The sequence below is a fragment of the Clostridium culturomicium genome (assembly GCF_000821305.1).
Taxonomy (GTDB): Bacteria; Bacillota; Clostridia; order Clostridiales; family Clostridiaceae; genus Clostridium_J; species Clostridium_J culturomicium.
Genome location: NZ_CCXK01000014.1, coordinates 416,390 through 434,048, shown reverse-complemented (window position 1 = coordinate 434,048; position 17,659 = coordinate 416,390). Strand labels below are relative to the sequence as shown.

General features: G+C 30.4%; 20 protein-coding genes. 18 read left to right on the top strand and 2 right to left on the bottom strand.

The window, feature by feature from the left end:
• The first annotated feature begins 145 nt into the window (after positions 1 to 145).
• Complete coding sequence (locus tag BN1075_RS06045; RefSeq protein WP_040192174.1) at positions 146 to 1,138, top strand: hypothetical protein; 993 nt, start codon at positions 146 to 148, stop codon at positions 1,136 to 1,138.
• A gap of 58 nt (positions 1,139 to 1,196) precedes the next feature.
• Complete coding sequence (locus tag BN1075_RS06040) at positions 1,197 to 1,586, top strand: DUF2500 domain-containing protein (protein ID WP_040192173.1); 390 nt, start codon at positions 1,197 to 1,199, stop codon at positions 1,584 to 1,586.
• A 25-nt stretch (positions 1,587 to 1,611) separates the two neighbouring features.
• On the opposite strand, the gene BN1075_RS06035 is transcribed toward BN1075_RS06040, so the two are convergent.
• Both BN1075_RS06035 and BN1075_RS06030 read right to left on the bottom strand, forming a co-directional pair.
• Complete coding sequence (locus tag BN1075_RS06035; RefSeq protein WP_040192172.1) at positions 1,612 to 1,782, bottom strand: HTH domain-containing protein; 171 nt, start codon at positions 1,780 to 1,782, stop codon at positions 1,612 to 1,614.
• Positions 1,783 to 1,862: 80 nt separating this feature from the next.
• Positions 1,863 to 2,660: a nitrilase-related carbon-nitrogen hydrolase gene (locus BN1075_RS06030; RefSeq protein ID WP_040192171.1), complete on the bottom strand. Its 798-nt coding sequence runs from the start codon at positions 2,658 to 2,660 to the stop codon at positions 1,863 to 1,865.
• A gap of 237 nt (positions 2,661 to 2,897) precedes the next feature.
• Here BN1075_RS06030 and BN1075_RS06025 point away from each other — a divergent pair, with 237 nt between their 5' ends.
• From BN1075_RS06025 to BN1075_RS05950, 16 genes are all read left to right on the top strand, one after another.
• Positions 2,898 to 3,722, top strand: coding sequence for a YihY/virulence factor BrkB family protein (locus BN1075_RS06025; RefSeq protein WP_040192170.1), 825 nt, complete (start codon positions 2,898 to 2,900; stop codon positions 3,720 to 3,722).
• A 250-nt stretch (positions 3,723 to 3,972) separates the two neighbouring features.
• Positions 3,973 to 6,000 carry a sensor histidine kinase gene (locus BN1075_RS20620; RefSeq protein ID WP_052406416.1) on the top strand — a complete coding sequence of 676 codons (2,028 nt, stop codon included), beginning with the start codon at positions 3,973 to 3,975 and terminating at the stop codon, positions 5,998 to 6,000.
• A gap of 169 nt (positions 6,001 to 6,169) precedes the next feature.
• Positions 6,170 to 6,526, top strand: coding sequence for a single-stranded DNA-binding protein (locus BN1075_RS06015; protein WP_040192169.1), 357 nt, complete (start codon positions 6,170 to 6,172; stop codon positions 6,524 to 6,526).
• Between the two features lie 202 nt (positions 6,527 to 6,728).
• A complete protein-coding gene (locus tag BN1075_RS06010; RefSeq protein ID WP_197072284.1) occupies positions 6,729 to 7,673 on the top strand; it encodes an AAA family ATPase in 945 nt (314 codons plus the stop codon).
• A 15-nt stretch (positions 7,674 to 7,688) separates the two neighbouring features.
• The gene (locus BN1075_RS06005; protein ID WP_040192167.1) at positions 7,689 to 8,813 is read left to right on the top strand and encodes a DUF58 domain-containing protein; all 1,125 of its coding nucleotides are present in this window, start codon (positions 7,689 to 7,691) and stop codon (positions 8,811 to 8,813) included.
• A complete protein-coding gene (locus tag BN1075_RS06000) occupies positions 8,813 to 10,075 on the top strand; it encodes a hypothetical protein (RefSeq protein ID WP_040192166.1) in 1,263 nt (420 codons plus the stop codon). The genes BN1075_RS06005 and BN1075_RS06000 overlap by 1 nt, the downstream gene beginning before the upstream one ends.
• A 264-nt stretch (positions 10,076 to 10,339) precedes the next feature.
• The gene (locus tag BN1075_RS05995; RefSeq protein ID WP_040192165.1) at positions 10,340 to 10,699 is read left to right on the top strand and encodes a DUF6514 family protein; all 360 of its coding nucleotides are present in this window, start codon (positions 10,340 to 10,342) and stop codon (positions 10,697 to 10,699) included.
• 147 nt (positions 10,700 to 10,846) lie between these two features.
• Positions 10,847 to 11,221 carry a holo-ACP synthase gene (gene acpS, locus BN1075_RS05990; RefSeq protein WP_040192164.1) on the top strand — a complete coding sequence of 125 codons (375 nt, stop codon included), beginning with the start codon at positions 10,847 to 10,849 and terminating at the stop codon, positions 11,219 to 11,221.
• 2 nt (positions 11,222 to 11,223) lie between these two features.
• The gene (locus BN1075_RS05985; RefSeq protein WP_052406415.1) at positions 11,224 to 12,129 is read left to right on the top strand and encodes an NAD(P)H-hydrate dehydratase; all 906 of its coding nucleotides are present in this window, start codon (positions 11,224 to 11,226) and stop codon (positions 12,127 to 12,129) included.
• A 152-nt stretch (positions 12,130 to 12,281) separates the two neighbouring features.
• A complete protein-coding gene (locus tag BN1075_RS05980) occupies positions 12,282 to 12,908 on the top strand; it encodes a germination lipoprotein GerS-related protein (protein WP_052406414.1) in 627 nt (208 codons plus the stop codon).
• A 42-nt stretch (positions 12,909 to 12,950) separates the two neighbouring features.
• A complete protein-coding gene (alr, locus tag BN1075_RS05975) occupies positions 12,951 to 14,114 on the top strand; it encodes an alanine racemase (RefSeq protein WP_040192163.1) in 1,164 nt (387 codons plus the stop codon).
• 124 nt (positions 14,115 to 14,238) lie between these two features.
• Positions 14,239 to 14,511 carry a hypothetical protein gene (locus tag BN1075_RS05970; protein WP_042386984.1) on the top strand — a complete coding sequence of 91 codons (273 nt, stop codon included), beginning with the start codon at positions 14,239 to 14,241 and terminating at the stop codon, positions 14,509 to 14,511.
• A 15-nt stretch (positions 14,512 to 14,526) separates the two neighbouring features.
• Positions 14,527 to 14,880 (top strand): type II toxin-antitoxin system PemK/MazF family toxin, encoded by a 354-nt coding sequence (locus BN1075_RS05965; RefSeq protein ID WP_040192162.1) that lies wholly within the window; start codon positions 14,527 to 14,529, stop codon positions 14,878 to 14,880.
• 284 nt (positions 14,881 to 15,164) lie between these two features.
• Positions 15,165 to 15,992, top strand: a complete 828-nt coding sequence (locus BN1075_RS05960) for a transketolase (RefSeq protein WP_040192161.1) — start codon at positions 15,165 to 15,167, stop codon at positions 15,990 to 15,992.
• Positions 15,992 to 16,930, top strand: coding sequence for a transketolase family protein (locus tag BN1075_RS05955; protein ID WP_040192160.1), 939 nt, complete (start codon positions 15,992 to 15,994; stop codon positions 16,928 to 16,930). Before BN1075_RS05960 ends, BN1075_RS05955 begins: the two co-directional genes overlap by 1 nt.
• 276 nt (positions 16,931 to 17,206) lie before the next feature.
• A complete protein-coding gene (locus BN1075_RS05950; protein WP_040192159.1) occupies positions 17,207 to 17,587 on the top strand; it encodes a hypothetical protein in 381 nt (126 codons plus the stop codon).
• Positions 17,588 to 17,659 lie beyond the last annotated feature (72 nt).

The following is a 17,659-nucleotide window of genomic DNA, read 5'->3' as shown; positions in this document are numbered from 1 at the left end:
GCCTCCAAATCTATGATTTGGTTAAGGCGAACTTAAGTTAGAGTATAAATCTTTGATTTAGTTGCTCGAACTTACTCAGTAGAGCACTCCTTCGAATGAAGATAAGAAGGAATTTCTTTATAAAAGAAAGTTATGGAGGTAAATTATGAATAAGTTATTTGAAGATTTAGTAGGTGCTTTTGGTGTTAGTGGCCATGAAAGCGAAGTAAGAAGTGTTATAGTTGAATATTTGAATTCATTAGAGATAGAAAATGAAATAGATAAAATGGGAAATGTAATTGCTTTTATGGGAAAGAAAAATCAACCTGAGGAAAAGAGAACCATGATTGTATCACATATGGACACTATGGGATTCATAATATTATATATTGAAGAAACCGGATTCTTAAGAATCGGTAAAGTTGGTGAATTTGATGAAACTGCTTTTGTTAATAACTTAGTAGAATTTGAAAATGGAAATTCAGGAAGAGTATGCATTTCTAAAAAAGATGGAACCCTTGAGGATATGTACATTGATATGGGAGTAGGAAGCAGAGAGGAAGCTCTAGAGCTTGTACAGGAAGGCGATGTATGTGTAATAACCTCTAATATAATTGAGGAAGAGAAAAGTATAATTGCTCCAGCATTAGATAATAGGGCAGGCTGCTACATGGTATTAAAAGCTATGGAAAGACTTAAGGGAGAAAAGGAAACCTTGGAAAATTTAGATAAGGAGTTATTCTTTGTATTTTCTACTCAAAATGTGCTAGATGGAAGAGGAGCAAGAGCAGCAGCTTATTCTATTAATCCAATGTATGCTTTAGTAGTAGATGGTGAAGCTTCAGGGGATAGCTTAGGCGCTAGCGGAAGATTAAGTTTAGGAAAAGGTACTGCTGTGAAATTCATGGATAAAACTATGATTATTCATCACGAAGTTAAGGAGCAGCTTGAAGGCGTATATGGAAAATTGGGTAAAAAGCCAGGTTTTGTTTTCGGCGAAGAATATAGTGATGGAAGAACTATTCACAAAGAAGGTACGGGAGTTAAGACAGGAACTATTGTATATCCAGTAAGATATAAAAATACAAACATGGAGATGGTGAATTACTCAGATATACAAGAAGGCTGTGATATAGTATTTAACTATCTTTTATTATAGAAGTATATTGAGGCCGGTTATATAATATATATAGTAATAATGTGTTGGAGGATTAATTATGAATTATGGTGACGGATTTGGAGTTAACTTTATGTTTGATGTATTTCCGTTTATATTTATGATTGTATTTCTCATTATTTTATGTGTGGTAATTATAAACTTAGTTAGAGGCGTTGGTATTTGGAACAAAAATAACCATGCTCCAGTACTGACGGTAGAAGCTGCTGTTGTGGCTAAAAGGATTTCTGTAAGACATCATCACAATAATACTGGTGATAGTATAAATCACACATCTAATTCAACTTTTTACTATGCTACGTTTCAAGTTGATAGCGGAGATAGGTTTGAACTTGCAGTAAGCGGAAGTGATTATGGTATGCTTGTTGAAGGTGACAAGGGGAAACTGACATTTCAAGGAACTAGATTTAAAGAATTTAAAAGAAATTAAAAAAGGCACTTTAAAGTGCCTTTTATTATTTTGCGCTATAATAGCATCTTTTAGGAGATTCTATTTTTTCTTCAGCTTTAAGAGATTTTATAGCTTTATCTACTTCTTTTTTATCTATTCCGGCCTTTTCAGCTATTTCTCCAGCTTTTAATGGTTCTGATGAACTTTTTAATATTTCTAATACTTTATCGATCATTGTAACCCCTCTTTATAATAATTATAGTTAATTAATAATGTTTATTCTTAAAAATATTATAATTCAAATAATGGAAAGATTCAACTGTTAATTTTATTATTTAATTGGTAGTATAATTCTTCTCTCCTATCTTGTTTAAATTTAAAACTGTTTTGGACTTCAATAATAAAATCTTTCCTTATATCTCCAACTATAATGTCGTCTGTACCATCTTCTCCATAAGCAATAATTTCGCCTAAAGGATTAATTATCATTGAATTTCCACTATAGGTTATATTATTACCAATACCAATTCTATTTACTCCAGTGATATAGCATTGATTTTCAATTGCTCTTGCTTTCAGTAGAGATATCCATTGGGCTGAACGGGAACAAGGCCAATTGGCAGCTATAGTGATTAAGTCAGCTTTTTTTGAGGCAATTTGAAATACTTCTGGAAACCTTAAGTCATAGCATATAAATGGCGATAATATAATATTATTAATATTACACCAAACAATCTCGTTGCCGCTAATATAATATTTATCTTCATTGGAATAGGAGAATGGATGAATTTTTGTGTAGTTGCATAAGATATCACCAGACTTAGATATTATAGTATATTTATTTTTTGCTTTTTCACCAGTACATTGTTGAATATAGCCTATACCTACATTAATATCATAGGTTTTGCATAAGTTAGACATATAGTGTATAGTATATGAGTCCGACTCCTGAAACATTTTTGTATTCATAGTAAAGCCTGTAAAGGAAAGTTCGGGGAAGAGAAGTAAATCAATATTAAGGGTTTTAGCTTTTTTAAAATATTCTTTACTTGAGTTTAGATTAAATTGTTTATTTTCCCAAAGGATATTATTTTGAACTAGTCCTATTTTCATAATATCACTCCTTTATTAAAGGCTAGTATTTAATAAAATATTCCATATATATTATAATTATAAGATATTTTTACGTTTATATTCATATTAATTTGAGTTTTGTAACATTGATATATAGGGTTGAGGATTTGAAGATTAGGTAAAATAGGTTTGAAAAAAATAAATCATATAAAAAGGTTGAAATGGATAATAAAGGATATATAATTAAGATTATTAATATAGAATTGAGGGATGAGTATGAAAATACCTGAATATAGTGTAAAAATGGTAATTAGATATAATAACCACCATATATCAAACTTATCTTCCCAGTTGGCATTTGACATAATGTTTTCAATGGTTCCATTTTTAATTCTGCTTTTAAGTTTAGTAGGTTTTATTAATGTTAATCCAGCTAGTGTTTTAGAATCTTTTAGAACAATGATTCCAGAGCAGTTGTATGAGTTAGTATCAACATTAACTATGCAGTTGTTGCTGACAAGGAATGGAAATCTATTATCAGTGTCATTAATTTTTTCGCTTTATACTGCATCTAGAGCCTTTAGGGCAATTCGTTATGGCTTAAATCGTGCTTATAATGAAGAGGAGGATAAAAACTTTATAAAAGTTATTTTTTTTTCAATAATATTTATGTTCGTAATTATTATGTTAATTTTATTTACTTTAGCAGTATTGGTATTTGGAGAGAAAATTGGAAGTGCGTTAATTAAATGGTTAGATTTAAGTCCTATGATATTTAATTATGTTAATTATTTAAGGTATCCAATAGGAATAGTGGGTATGGTTGTTGTCTTTACTGTTATCTATAAGTTAATACCTTCACGTAGAGTAAAAATAATGGACGCATTGCCTGGCGCTGTTTTTACTAGTGTTGTTTGGACAGTTTCCTCTATGGGATTTGCATATTATGTGAATAATTTTGGAAGATATTCAGATTTATATGGAAGTATAGGTGTAATAATTATTTTAATGATATGGTTAAAGCTTACTTCTACAACAATACTTCTGGGCGGAGAGCTTAATGCCATAATTATGCAAGAAAATGAGTATGTATTTAAGTAAGCAAATATTTGATTAAACAAAATGAAGAAAAATTGGAAAATTATTAAAAATAATTGGCTAGTTTTTGTTTATTTTTAGGGGAATTAATTGATTTAAGCAATATAGATGTATTAATAATTGGTTTGATAAAATCATTAAGAATAAAATGTAGAATAATGGGAGAAAAAATAAGTAAAAAAACTGGGAAATATAGTGTAAAATGTTTAGGTAATATAATATTTAAAATTATCATAAACACGGGGGATTGGTAATGAAATTTGATAGTTTAGCGGAGTTAAGAATATATGATGAAATATCACAACCAATTGTAATGATTGATGATATGAATAAAGTTGTTTATTGCAATGCTCATGCTGGAAATTTTTTATCCATAGTTACTGATGACAACTATCTTAATAAAAAAATAAATAACATAATAAAATTTAAGGATAAAAAAAGTGGAAAGCCTTGTATTGTCGACATTTATGGCATGAAACAAGAAGTATTTGAGACAATAGCTGAAGTAAACATGTATACAGTAGGGAATCTTAAATTAAACCTAGCAGATGTTTTTATTGGGGATAATAAGTATAAAATGTTATTGTTGCCAGCTAATAAAAAGGAAAAAAGTTTTTTTGATATCATGCCTTATGTAGAAAAGGAAGCAACCGTTGAGAACAATGAGAAGTTCAATTTTATAGATATAAAGAATTCTTTAGAAAATCATTGTGGTGAATATGTCAGTGCAGAAATGGCAATGGGAATCGTTAATGCTACATCTACAGGTGTAGTTATCGAAAAAAATAATAAAATAATAGCTATAAATAATTCAGCAAGATTAATCATAGGTGGATCAGATGATTATGAAGGAAGAGAAGTGTTTTTGGGAAAGAGTTTATTAGATGTAGTTAAAATAGAGCCAATAAGATATAAAGATAACCTTATTGAAGAACAGCATAAAAATTTTCAGGATATAAATATTGTTGATAGAGGGATTATAAGAAGGGATGGTAGTGCAGTATTTTGTGAAATTACTACCATGTTTTTAGAAGAAAAAAACGAAATATATTATATTTATCTTATTAAGAATATTACAAAAAGGGTTAAGCTGGAAAAAAATCTTATAAGTAATAAAAATAGCTATATGAAGTTGTTAGAGTTATTACCTATTGGTGTTATGATTCATACTAATAATAAATTTAATAGTGGAAATAAGGCTCAAGCAAGAATATTGGGGGTCGAAGACATTAATGATTTAACCAATAAAGATATTATGGACATGATTCATAAAGATTATAAACAAATTTATAGAGAAATGTATTATAAGACTTTCACAACTGGAAAAACTACAGACTTACAGGAAATTAAAATGATAAGACAAGATGGAACAATAATTGAAGTTGAAATGATAATGATGCCCCTATGTTATGAAGGTGATAAATCAGTTGTGGTGTTGACCCAAGAAATTACTGAAAAAAAGAAAGCTGAAATAGATAAGCTTAAATTACAGGAAACTTTAAAATATGACAAACTTAAAACTGAATTTATTTCCAATGTATCACATGAGTTAAAAACTCCACTTAATATTATTTTAAGTACAGTTCAGTTGCTTCAATATAATTATAAGAATTGTGAAGATGAACAGTTAATAAGATATTTGAATTTAACTAAAATAAATAGTTATAGACTTTTGAGATTAATTAATAATTTAATTGATGGTACAAGAATTGATGTTGGAAATCTTAAAATGAATTTCGGCAACTATAATATTGTTAAGATTGTTGAAGATATAACAATGGAGGCTGTTGAATATGTAGAAAGTAAAGGATTAACAATTACCTTTGATACTGATGTTGAAGAAAAAATAATTGGAGTTGATAAGGATAATATTGAGCGAATTATGCTTAATTTATTATCAAATGCAGTTAAATTTTCTAAAGCTAAGGGTAAAATCGAAGTTCAGATTATTGATGAAGGGGAGATTGTTAAAATTAAAGTTAGAGATGATGGAAAAGGGATATCTAAAGAAGATCAAGCAAAAATATTTGATAAGTTTGTTCAAGTTGAACAGTTATTTACTAGAAGCCATGAAGGAAGTGGGGTTGGATTATCCTTAGTGAAATCAATAGTTGAAAATCATGGCGGCAGTATTTATGTAGTAAGTGAACTTGGAGTTGGGAGTGAATTTACTGTAGAACTTCCCAATATTTTATCTAAAAAACCTATAGGATATAACGATCATGCAATAAATCAAGTAAGCAGTAATGAGAAAGTAAGAATAGAGTTTTCAGGTATATAAAGTAGCTCTTTCTCATATTCATTGGAAGAATTACTCTACTGAGTAAGTCTTCATTAACTAAATCAAAGATTTGGCTGCTAACTTAAAATTTATAAAAACTTTGACATATTATGTTTAAAAAAATTTTTAATGGATATAATTACAATAAGCGATATGTTGGAGGTGTATGATGAATAGAATAGTTTTGGTAGGCAGGCTTATTCGTGATCCAGAAATCAAAGTATTTGAAGATGGTAGTAAAGTATTCACTAGATTACTTTTAGCTGTTGACAGACCATATAAAACTGCCGCCGGAGAAAAGCATGTTGACTTTATTCCAGTTGTTCTTAGAGGAAAGAAAGCTGAAATAGTAAATGAATACTTAGTAAAAGGAAGTATCATTAGTGTAACTGGTAGATTGCAAAGTAGACAATTTGAAGGTGAAGACGGTCATAAGAAGTACATATCAGAAGTTATTGCAGATGAGTTCCAATTTATGAGTAACAACATTAAAAAGAAAAAAGATGAAGATGTAGCTAATTGTTAGCTTCAATGAAACAGACAATTACTTGTAAAGACCAATCATTACTAGAAATATGGCATAAGAACCTAGTGAAAAGCTATGTAAAATAGAGAAATCTATTTTATGTAGCTTTTTTGTGTTGAATTATTTAAATTATGTGTATATTTATAATCTTTGAAAAGTAGTATAATTATAAAAAAGGCAATTAGGGGGAGAAGCTGTGGATATTAATAAGTTTGTAGAGTTTAGGAATAAAGCGGTTGAGAATATTTCTAAGGTTATTGTTGGAAAGGAACAGGTAATAGAGCATATAATTGTTTCATTTATCGTTTCAGGACATGTATTATTAGAGGATGTACCTGGTTTAGGAAAAACAAAAATGTGTAAAGCTTTATCTAAGACTATGAATTGTAGTTTTAAAAGGATTCAGTTCACGCCTGATTTATTACCATCGGATTTAACAGGAATTTATTTTTATAATCAAGGAACTAAGGAGTTTGAATTTAGAAAAGGGCCTATTTTAAGTGAAGTTGTATTAGCAGATGAAATAAATAGAGCAACACCTAGAACTCAATCAGCCTTACTTGAATGCATGGAAGAAGGACAAGTTACTGTTGAGGGAAATACAATTGAACTTGGAAAACCCTTTTTTGTTATAGCAACAGAAAATCCAGTTGAGCAGTTTGGAACATTTCCATTACCAGAGGCACAATTGGATAGATTTTTTATGAGGTTATCAATTGGATACCCAGAGTATGATGAGGAAATTAAAATAATCAATAGATTTATAGAAGAAGAACCGCTTGAAAAGTTAAATAGCGTAATTTCTTTAGAAGAGATTTCCTATGTTCAGAAAAATTATAATAAAATTTATATAAGTGAAGATATAAAGAAATACATAGTAGACTTGGTTAGAGCTACTAGAAATCATAAGGAAATAGAGTTAGGATGTAGCCCAAGAGCAACATTGAATTTAATGAAAGGATGTCAAGGATTAGCAGCAATAAAGGGAAGAGATTATGTTATTTTAGAAGATATTAAAGACTTGGCAGTTCCGATAATGGCACATAGAGTTATTGTGAAGAATGATATGAGTAATTCAAGAAATAAAAGTGAAAAGGTCATTGAAAATATTTTAAATACAGTAGAGACGCCAATAGAAAGAAGTTAGAGGTGGTGAGATACTATGCTTCAAATTTTTATTCTAGGAGCTTTAATACTGGGGGTTATACAGCTTTGTAATTACAGTGCTAGTAATGGTCATAAGGATTTAAACATATCAAGACAAGTTAATGAAAAACTAATTCCTATAGGTGAGAAATTTAAATTTACATTGAAAATCGAGAATAGGAAAAGTCTCCCTATAATGTTTATGCTGGTTGAGCAGAAGATTCCGGAGGAGTTAAGCTTTTGTGATGGAGCAAAAACTGAGTTGTGTGGCAGTGAAAAATGGCATATTTCTAGATATGCCATGGGGAAATATCAAAGAAGAAATAGAAGCTATACAATGACAGGGGAAAAAAGAGGAGCATATAATGTTAGAGGAGTTAATGTTAGAATTGGAGATCCATTAGGGTTATGTATTGAGACAAAGGAGATGGAGGATTGGGTTGAGATTCTTATTTGTCCTAAAGTGAAATCGATGGATTCTCTAAGCTTCGAAGATACAAGTTTTGTTGGAGATAATACAGTTAGAAGATGGATTCATAAAGATCCTCTTTATATAAGAGGGGTAAGGGAGTATTGTGTTGAAGACAGGATGAAAGATATTAATTGGAAAGCATCTTTAAAGGCTGATAAGCTCATGGTTAAGGAATATGATTATACTTCAGATAATCAATTAGTAATGATAATAAATGTACAATGTGGGGATCCTTACTGGGGATGTCTAAGGCCAGATGCGGTGGATAAGGCTATAGATATTGCATTAGCTTTAAGCAGTAAGGCATTAAATGAAAATATTCCAACGGGAATTTGGAGTAATGCAAATATGATATATTGTAAAGGTAATGGTCCGCTTGACTTAATGCCACGGCGAGGAGCTTTGGAATCGTTGATTGAATACTGTACAAGAATTCATAAAGTTCCAAGACAGGAGTTTTCAGTTTATTTACAAAGTAAACTTTCATATCTTAATGCTGATACTACTTATGTGATAATAACTTATTACTTAAATGATAAGGATATTAAAGTAGTTAGAGAAATGATAAGAAGAGGATATAAGGTAAAAATTATAGATGTATCTGAAAATGGAATAGAGGTAAATATAAAGGGTGTTCAGACAATCCGTTATAAGGGGGAGGTTAAATAATGAGCTGGTTTAATCAAGTTAAATTTTTTTATACCTCAACGATAGCACTGTTAATAACATTTATATGGACCATAATAATGTCTATTGCATTTAAGGAAAATATAAGTTTTCAATTATTCTTTTTAATTGTTGTTATGTCTAATATAGGAAGATATCTTTTAAGGCTTGGAAATAATCCGAAGTTATGCTTGGCTCTATCGGTAATTCCCATTGCTTTAATCGAGTTTTTAACTAGTAGCGAACCTTTTTTTGCCATAATTAATATTATATTTTCATCAGCACTTATACTGAAGCTTTTTAAGGAAGAGAAAGATGATATTAACTATGATGAATATAAGCGAATTTTTTTGCATGGAATATATTATATTTTTGCCGCTGGGATTATTTATAATTTCATGAGGTGGTCAGGGTTTAGATCACAGGGATCAATGATTTATATTGGTATATTAGTATATATCATTTTGGTTGTTATATCTCTTAGGGAAGCTATGGGATATGAGTATCAGATAAGAAGAACCAGAGGAAGTAAGTACATTAATTATGGGTTGTCTTTGTTTGGAATTTTATTAACGCAAGATGCTGTATATAGTAAGATAATGTTTGTAGGCGAAATAATTGCAAGTATGGTAGCAAATGTAATTGATTTTCTAGCTAATATTATATTTTCAGTTTTACAATATCCATTAATGTGGTTATATAGTTTGATTGATAGATTATTTGCTGGAGCTAAAGGTGAGCTTCCTAAGAGTTTAATTGATTTAGGGGCAGTTACACAAGACATACAAGCACAGCGTGTTACGGGAGATGGGAAGGTTATAGTAAATATAATTATAGCTATTTTATTTCTTTTAATTATATATTTTTTATATAGAAGTATTAATAAGGTTTATTATAGGGCAAATAAGAATAAATCACAGGAGTATACTGAGTTTGTAGAGGATATAGAAAAACAGACAATAAAAAAAGATAAAATATTTGCTAAGCTTAAGAAGCTATTTAGAAAAAAAGGAAGTCCACGAGAAGAAATTATATATAAATATGGTGAATTGGTTGATACTGCAGCTAAAAAGGATATTTTTAAAGAGTATATGACTCCAGGTCAATTAAAGCATGTTATAAAGATTAAGGTTGATCCATCAGAAAGGATTAATGAGGTTACTAATATATATAATGAGGCTAAATTTTCGCAACATATGATAGAAAATAAGGAATGGAAAAGTATGGAAGAAAATGTAAATAAACTAAATAAAATCATGAAATAACACAAAAAATATTTCTACACTTTAAGACAAAATAAGATAAGAGGATTCATATAAAAGGGATAAAGTGGAAACGGAAACCATTAATGAGGGCGGCAAAGGTGAATATTAAAGAATATTAAGAAATAAGGTGTAAGTTTATAGGTGGAATATAATTAGTTCCATCTACAAAAATTTACACTTTATTTTTATTTTAAGTGATACAATTTCAATTATAGAACGAGTGTAAGCTTGCAACGGGGAAATATTATTATTGGGGGCGTTAGTATGGTAATTGAAACTTTAAAATGCAATTGTAATAATGATGGGGAAAATCTAGAATATATTTATAGATTAGTACAAAGAGATTTGCGTATGGATAACAATGGAGAATCTTTCTGTATTAAAGCGTATGGGATTGAAGTTGAAAGTAAAGTAAGAGATAATGAAAAAAATGTACAAGCTTTTAAGGAAGAAATTAAGTATATTACTCCATATAAGTATAAAGGTAGCCAACTTTTACACATGTTAGAAAAGAACATGGTTTCACCAGTACATTTAATTGATGTAGCGGAAGAAGTGGTTGAGGAATATTATAAGGATTTTGATAAAGAGCTTTATGCTCAATTTGAAAAAATAACTGTATAAAAGCAATAAATTAAAAGGCGGGATAAATTTGAAATCCTGCCTTTTAGAAATTATAACAATATAAGTCAAAAGATGTAAAAGGTGTATTATATAATTTATTTTTATGATAGAATAATAAATAACTTAAATTAGAGAGGAGGGATAGAGGTGATATTAGGTATTGGAGTAGACATTGTTGAGATAAGGAGAATAAGGGAAATATTAGCTAAGGACAATGGTTTTTTAGAAAAAATATTTACTTCAAATGAGATAGAATATTTGAGGAGGCGTAATCTTAGACCTGAGTATGTGGCAGGCAGATTTGCAGCAAAGGAAGCAGTTTCAAAAGCTTTGGGTACAGGGTTTAGAGGTTTTTCATTTAGAGATATAATAATTGAGAATTCTACTCTTGGAAAACCTATAGTCACATTAAAAGGAAAAGCAAGGGTCATTGCCAACAAAACAGGAAATACTAATATACATCTTAGTATTTCACATGGAGAGGATAACGCCATTGCATATGCTGTGCTTGAGGAGGTATAATCTTGGAGAATTCTTTTGAAAAATTTAAAAGTAATAAGCTAAGTTTTATTGGATTCAGACATAAACCTACGGAAGTAGACTTTGGAATGGTAAGGAATACACTTGTAGGAAGAAAGCAGAATTCATATAAAGGTGATTATGGCCAGGTGCTAGTAATTGCAGGTTCTATGGGATTTGCTGGAGCAGCATATTTGACAACCCAAGCTGCTGTAAGAAGTGGTGCAGGACTCGTCACCCTTTGTGTGCCTAAGGAAATTCAAGATATAATGAGTATTAAATTAACGGAAGCTATGACTATAAATTTTGAGCAAAGTGATAAAATTGGAAATATTATGGTTAAGTCGAATTGCATTGCTATAGGACCAGGTATGGGAGTCAGCAAGTTGACATTAAATGTGATTAAGAATACTATTGAAAATGCGGATTGTCCTATTGTAATAGATGCAGATGGAATTAATGTATTACAAGAAAGATTAGAGATATTAGAGAGAAAAAACAACACCATCATATTAACTCCTCATTATGGGGAAATGGCAAGATTAACAGGCTTATCTATAGATGAAATTAAAGCTAATAAAGTTGAGATTGCAAGGGGATTTGCTAAAGAGCATGATGTGATTATTTTGTTAAAGGATCATCGGACAATTATTACTGATGGAGAAGTGGTGTATGAAAATTCTTCGGGTAATAGTGCTATGGCATCAGGCGGGATGGGAGATACTTTAACAGGTATAATTGCATCGTTTATAGCACAGGGATATGAGCCTTTAGAGGCAACATTCATTAGTGCATATATTCATGGATATTGCGGGGATAGACTAGCAGAAAATATGTTTTGTGTTAATGCAACACACATCATAAATGAATTACCATTTGGTATATATGAAATAATAGAAGGAAAAGTATGATGAAGTCTTTATTTACATAGGAATAATCAAAGAAGTTTTATAAAATTTTATGTATTAAATTTTTTTATTTGAAGTAAATTATATTTGTGTAGGTTATTAACTAGGATTACATATAATAAACATATAGTGTATTAAGATTTTGGGGGGCAATTATGAAAAAGAAAAATATTATTACACTTGTGGTTATTGTTGCAATTGGGGTAGCATTGATATTTGGAACAGTTTTTGTAAAATTACAGAATAAGAATGTTTCAGATGAATATCATGTTATTGAACTTTTAAGTGAAATCAAGGCTTATACTAGTGAGGTTACTATTAAGATTATCAATGACAAAGAGATCAATGTCTATGAGGGAACTCAAAAATATGTTAAAGATGTTGGATATAAGTTAGATTTAAATGATGAAAGAACTTTTATCTTTAAAGGTAATGACATAGAAGTTAAGGATAACAATAGTGAGAGACAATATACTCTTGAAAAAGATTTTGATGAAGTATTTAAATATGGGTTTATTGGGGAATACATAGGTTTAATATATACTAATGAGGAATTAAAATTTCAAAAGGAAATTTTAAATGATAAAGAATATTTTGTAATAACAACATTAATTCCAGGAAGCAATAATAATTTATATGAAGGAAGTATGTATTATGATATTGCAGAGTATAAACCTAGCAAAATAATAATTTATGATAATAAACACAATGAAAGAATAATATATAACTATAAAAACTTTAATTGGACGGATAAAGAAAGTGATATGAGTATAGATTTTTAGTAGGGATATGAGTATCAATGACTTATAAGAGGTGAAAAGAATATGATTCACAAGTTAAGAACAACTTGGGCAGAAATAGATTTAAATGCCTTAGAAAATAATATTAAAGAAGTATTAAGGGTTTCCAATGGTAAAGATGTAATTGGTGTTATAAAAGCTGATGCTTATGGACATGGAGCGGTTAATATTTACAACACATTATTGGAAAATGGTGTTTCTAAATTTGCAGTTGCAGTAATCACTGAAGCTATGGAACTAAGAAGAGCTGGACTAAAAGCTCCAATAGTGATACTTGGATATACTGCCCATGATTTTTATGATGAAATTATAGACTCTGACATAGAACAGACAATATATTCCTACGATGATGCAGTGGAACTATCAAAAGCAGCGGTAAAGAAAAATGCAAAAGTTAAAGTTCATATCGCAGTTGATACAGGGATGGGCAGAATTGGCTTTTTAGCAACACAAGAAGAAGCTGGTGAGGTGAAAAAAATAGCTAACCTTCCAGGTATAGAACTTGAAGGGATGTTTACACATTTTGCTTCTGCAGATGAAAAGGATAAAGAATTTACATTTTTACAATTAAAGAGTTTTGATGATTTTGATGAATATTTAAAAGGACTTGGAGTAAATATTAAATATAAACACGTTAGCAATAGTGCAGGTATAATAGATTTTTCAAATCTCGAGTATGATGGAGTTAGGGCAGGAATAATGTTATATGGATATTATCCATCTAGGGATGTGGACAAAACTAAAGTTAGTTTAAAACCTGTAATGAGTTTAAAAGCTTCAATTGTTCATTTAAAGACTTTAGAATCAGGAAAAAGTGTAAGTTATGGAAGAGTGTTTACTACAGAAAGAAAAAGTAAAATTGCCACACTTCCAATTGGATATGCAGATGGGCTATCAAGACTATTAACTGGTAAGGGAAAAGTAATCATAAATGGAGCTTTTGCAGATATTGTAGGAAGAATATGTATGGATCAATGTATGATAGATGTAACTGACATTCCAAATGTAAAGGTTGGTGATGAAGTTATATTTATGGGAGAAGATCAATTTGGAAATAGAATAACCGCAGATGATATTGCTGAAGCTATAGGTACTATTAGTTATGAAGTTGTTTGTGATGTAAGTAAAAGAGTACCAAGGGTGTATAAAAAAGACGGGAAAATAGTTAATATAAGGAATTATGTATAATCAAGGCCGTGTAAATTGTTGAAAAAAGTAGAAATGGGTACAATTTCTTTGACATAGTAGCAATTAATCAATTATAATTGAAGTGTACATATAGTTGTTATTTAAGTTGGAGGTAAGAAAATCCATGTTTAGCTCAAAAAAGATAGTTCTAAGTTCAAAAGGTAATTTTTCTGGTGACTTTTATACTGGTTACTCAGAAGCTTTAAAACAATATAAAAAAAGTAGTGAATTAATTGACCACTATGGAATAGAATATAGTAAAGGCGAAATGAGCAATAGCTATATTGATTGCATGAAGCAAGGTTACTTAGCTATGGAAGAACTTAACTTAGAATTGTCAGAGTACGGCTTTGAGAGCTATATAGATGATTTGAAAGAATACGAAGCTAGCCTTTAGGAGAGTGAATGCCTAATGACAACTATTATTAAGAGAGGCGATATATTTTATGCGGACTTAAGTCCGGTAGTTGGGTCTGAACAAGGCGGTATAAGACCAGTAATCATTATACAAAATGATGTTGGAAATCGATATAGCCCAACGGTAATTGTAGCAGCGATAACCTCTCAAATCAATAAGGCAAAACTTCCCACACATGTGGAGATTTCCTCGGAGGAATATGGGTTAAATAAAGATTCAGTAGTTTTGCTAGAACAGGTTAGAACTTTAGATAAAAGGAGACTAAAAGAGAGGATAGGGCATATGACTGATGAAGATATGATAAAGGTTGACATAGCTCTTAGAATTAGTCTAGATTTAAAAGGATAAGTATATATTACGGAAGGTAACCAAGTTATCTTCCGTTTTTTTATTGCATTGCAATAAGGTTTATTTAGATGAATGTATTACACTATAAGTATAATGTGTAGCAAAAATGTATATAATAGGTGTTTAGTATATCAAATTAAATTTGAAATAGTATTCATTAAAAGAATTTGTACATGCTATATATAAGAAAATGTAATATATTTATGAAAAAAAGTGGTAAAATAGTTGAGAATATATGAAAAATTGATATAATTAGTGTAGAAGTAAGTCTGGAGGGATAAGTAATGGAAAAATCATTGGCATCGTTAGAACAGATAACAAAGACTCTTAGAAGAGATATTGTAAAAATGGTAACTGAATCTGAATCTGGTCACCCAGGTGGATCATTATCATCAGTGGAGATTATTACAACACTATATTTTAATGAAATGAATGTAGACATAAATAATCCGAAGGATCCAAATAGAGATAGATTTGTATTATCAAAAGGGCATGCTGCACCAGTATTATATGCTGCGCTTGCAGAGAAGGGATTCTTTAATAAAGAAGAATTAATGAAATTAAGAAAAATGGGAGCTATGCTTCAAGGACATCCAAATATGAATTATATTCCAGGTGTTGATATGTCAACTGGTTCATTAGGTCAGGGAATTTCAGCTGCTGTTGGGATGGCTTTAGCAGGAAAAATAGATGGAAAGAGTTATAGAGTGTACACATTATTAGGGGATGGAGAGCTTGAAGAAGGTCAAGTTTGGGAAGCGTCAATGTGTGCTGCACATTATAAATTAGATAATTTAACTGCATTTGTAGACTTTAATGGTCTTCAAATTGACGGAGATATAGAAAAAGTTATGAATCCTAATCCAATAGCAGATAAATTCGTTGCTTTTGGATGGAACGTAATATTTGTTCAAAATGGTAATGATTTAACTGAAATAAAAAATGCAATCGAAGAAGGCAAGAAAGTTAAAGATAAACCTACAATGATAGTTTGTAAAACTATAAAGGGTAAGGGCGTATCCTTTATGGAAAATCAAGCAGGATGGCACGGGTCAGCTCCAAGCAAAGAGCAATGTGATATTGCATTAAAAGAGATTGGGGGAGAAGAATAATGAAGAAGATTGCTACTAGAGAAGCTTACGGTAAAGCGTTAGCTAAAATAGGTCAAGAAAATGATAATATAGTTGTACTTGATGCAGATCTATCAAAATCAACAAAAACTGCAGATTTTAAAGCTGTATGTCCAGAGAGATTTATAAACATGGGTATTGCTGAAGGTAATATGATGTCTGTTGCTGCAGGTATGGCTGCATGTGGAAAAATTCCATTTGCTTCTACATTCGCAGTTTTTGCTACAGGAAGAGCTTTTGAGCAAATAAGAAACTCAATCTGTTATCCAAAGCTAAATGTTAAGGTATGTGCAACTCATGCAGGTATAACTGTTGGAGAAGATGGAGCATCTCACCAGTCTGTAGAAGATATCTCACTTATGAGAAGTATACCTAATATGGTAGTTATAAGCCCAAGTGATGCAGTGGAAACAGAAGCTGCAATTGAAGCTATTGTTAAATATAATGGACCTTGCTACGTAAGATTAGGAAGAAGTGCAGTAACAGTTATTAATGATAATGGTGATTATAAATTTGAAATTGGTAAAGGAGTTACCTTAAGAGAAGGTAAAGAAGCCACTATAATTGCGACAGGAGTTATGGTAGAGGCAGCCCTAGAAGCTTTCAATGTATTAGCAGAAGAAGGAATAAAGGTAAGAGTTGTAAATATGCATACAATTAAACCAATAGATGAAGAAGCAATAATTTCTGCTGCAAGAGAAACAGGTCTTATTATAACAGCAGAAGAGCATAGCATCATTGGAGGACTCGGTTCAGCAGTAGCAGAAGTTGTTACTGGGAATTGCCCTGTTCCAGTACTAAGAGTTGGAATTAAGGATGTATTTGGAGAAAGTGGTAAACCTGCAGAATTGCTTAAGGCTTATGGATTAACTGCCGAAGATATAGTTAAAGCTGTTAAGCATGGAATAAGCATGAAATAAGCTGTTTATGGAAATTTAATATTTTTATTTGATTAAATGGAAAGAAAAGAATTTGACTAAAATATGGTCAAATTCTTTTTTTGTAGAAGCTCCATATTGCAGTATTTTTAAGAGTCAGCTTAATAAAATTTTATTAAAAAATCGATAGAGTGATAAGGTGCATATTTTGTCGTAAAAATAGGAATTAAGCTAAATGGAGGGGTTTTTATAGTGATTTTTGGTATAAGCTATGGTATAATCTATAAACATGAAGATAGTTGATGGGGGCAAAGTTATATGAAGCAAAAGATAGGAACATATGTTGATGATATACTTTATTGTTTAAAGCTTTCATTAAAGATAGCTTTAATTCCAATTGTCATTGGAGTAATTGGAACTATTGTATATCTGCTTATAAAAGGTGAATCTATTGAATTTATTAGGATACTTTTAGGGGTTAGGAATGTAGGGATAGTATTTTCTTGTGGTGGTCTATTTATTTGCGCACTTGGATTTTTACAACCATTAAAGCTGTTAAGACCTTTGAGCTATCATAATACATGGAAAAAGTATTTTAAACAATTTGGATTAGTTGGTGTCATGTTCTGTATTTCAGGATTTATGGCAGTATATTTTTTAGGGTTAGATGTTGCTATTTACTATTTGCTATTACAATAGTTATCAAATTCTAACAAAAAGAGATCAATATGTTAAAAAAGTTATATTTTTCAGGAAATAACCCTAAGGGTT

Coding starts and splice junctions, on each gene's coding strand:
- BN1075_RS06045 (WP_040192174.1), top strand. CDS start 146: ATGAATAAGTTATTTGAAGATTTAGTAGGTGCTTTTGGTGTTAGTGGC.
- BN1075_RS06040 (WP_040192173.1), top strand. CDS start 1,197: ATGAATTATGGTGACGGATTTGGAGTTAACTTTATGTTTGATGTATTT.
- BN1075_RS06035 (WP_040192172.1), bottom strand. CDS start 1,782: ATGATCGATAAAGTATTAGAAATATTAAAAAGTTCATCAGAACCATTA.
- BN1075_RS06030 (WP_040192171.1), bottom strand. CDS start 2,660: ATGAAAATAGGACTAGTTCAAAATAATATCCTTTGGGAAAATAAACAA.
- BN1075_RS06025 (WP_040192170.1), top strand. CDS start 2,898: ATGAAAATACCTGAATATAGTGTAAAAATGGTAATTAGATATAATAAC.
- BN1075_RS20620 (WP_052406416.1), top strand. CDS start 3,973: ATGAAATTTGATAGTTTAGCGGAGTTAAGAATATATGATGAAATATCA.
- BN1075_RS06015 (WP_040192169.1), top strand. CDS start 6,170: ATGAATAGAATAGTTTTGGTAGGCAGGCTTATTCGTGATCCAGAAATC.
- BN1075_RS06005 (WP_040192167.1), top strand. CDS start 7,689: ATGCTTCAAATTTTTATTCTAGGAGCTTTAATACTGGGGGTTATACAG.
- BN1075_RS06000 (WP_040192166.1), top strand. CDS start 8,813: ATGAGCTGGTTTAATCAAGTTAAATTTTTTTATACCTCAACGATAGCA.
- BN1075_RS05995 (WP_040192165.1), top strand. CDS start 10,340: ATGGTAATTGAAACTTTAAAATGCAATTGTAATAATGATGGGGAAAAT.
- BN1075_RS05980 (WP_052406414.1), top strand. CDS start 12,282: ATGAAAAAGAAAAATATTATTACACTTGTGGTTATTGTTGCAATTGGG.
- alr (WP_040192163.1), top strand. CDS start 12,951: ATGATTCACAAGTTAAGAACAACTTGGGCAGAAATAGATTTAAATGCC.
- BN1075_RS05970 (WP_042386984.1), top strand. CDS start 14,239: ATGTTTAGCTCAAAAAAGATAGTTCTAAGTTCAAAAGGTAATTTTTCT.
- BN1075_RS05965 (WP_040192162.1), top strand. CDS start 14,527: ATGACAACTATTATTAAGAGAGGCGATATATTTTATGCGGACTTAAGT.
- BN1075_RS05960 (WP_040192161.1), top strand. CDS start 15,165: ATGGAAAAATCATTGGCATCGTTAGAACAGATAACAAAGACTCTTAGA.
- BN1075_RS05955 (WP_040192160.1), top strand. CDS start 15,992: ATGAAGAAGATTGCTACTAGAGAAGCTTACGGTAAAGCGTTAGCTAAA.
- BN1075_RS05950 (WP_040192159.1), top strand. CDS start 17,207: ATGAAGCAAAAGATAGGAACATATGTTGATGATATACTTTATTGTTTA.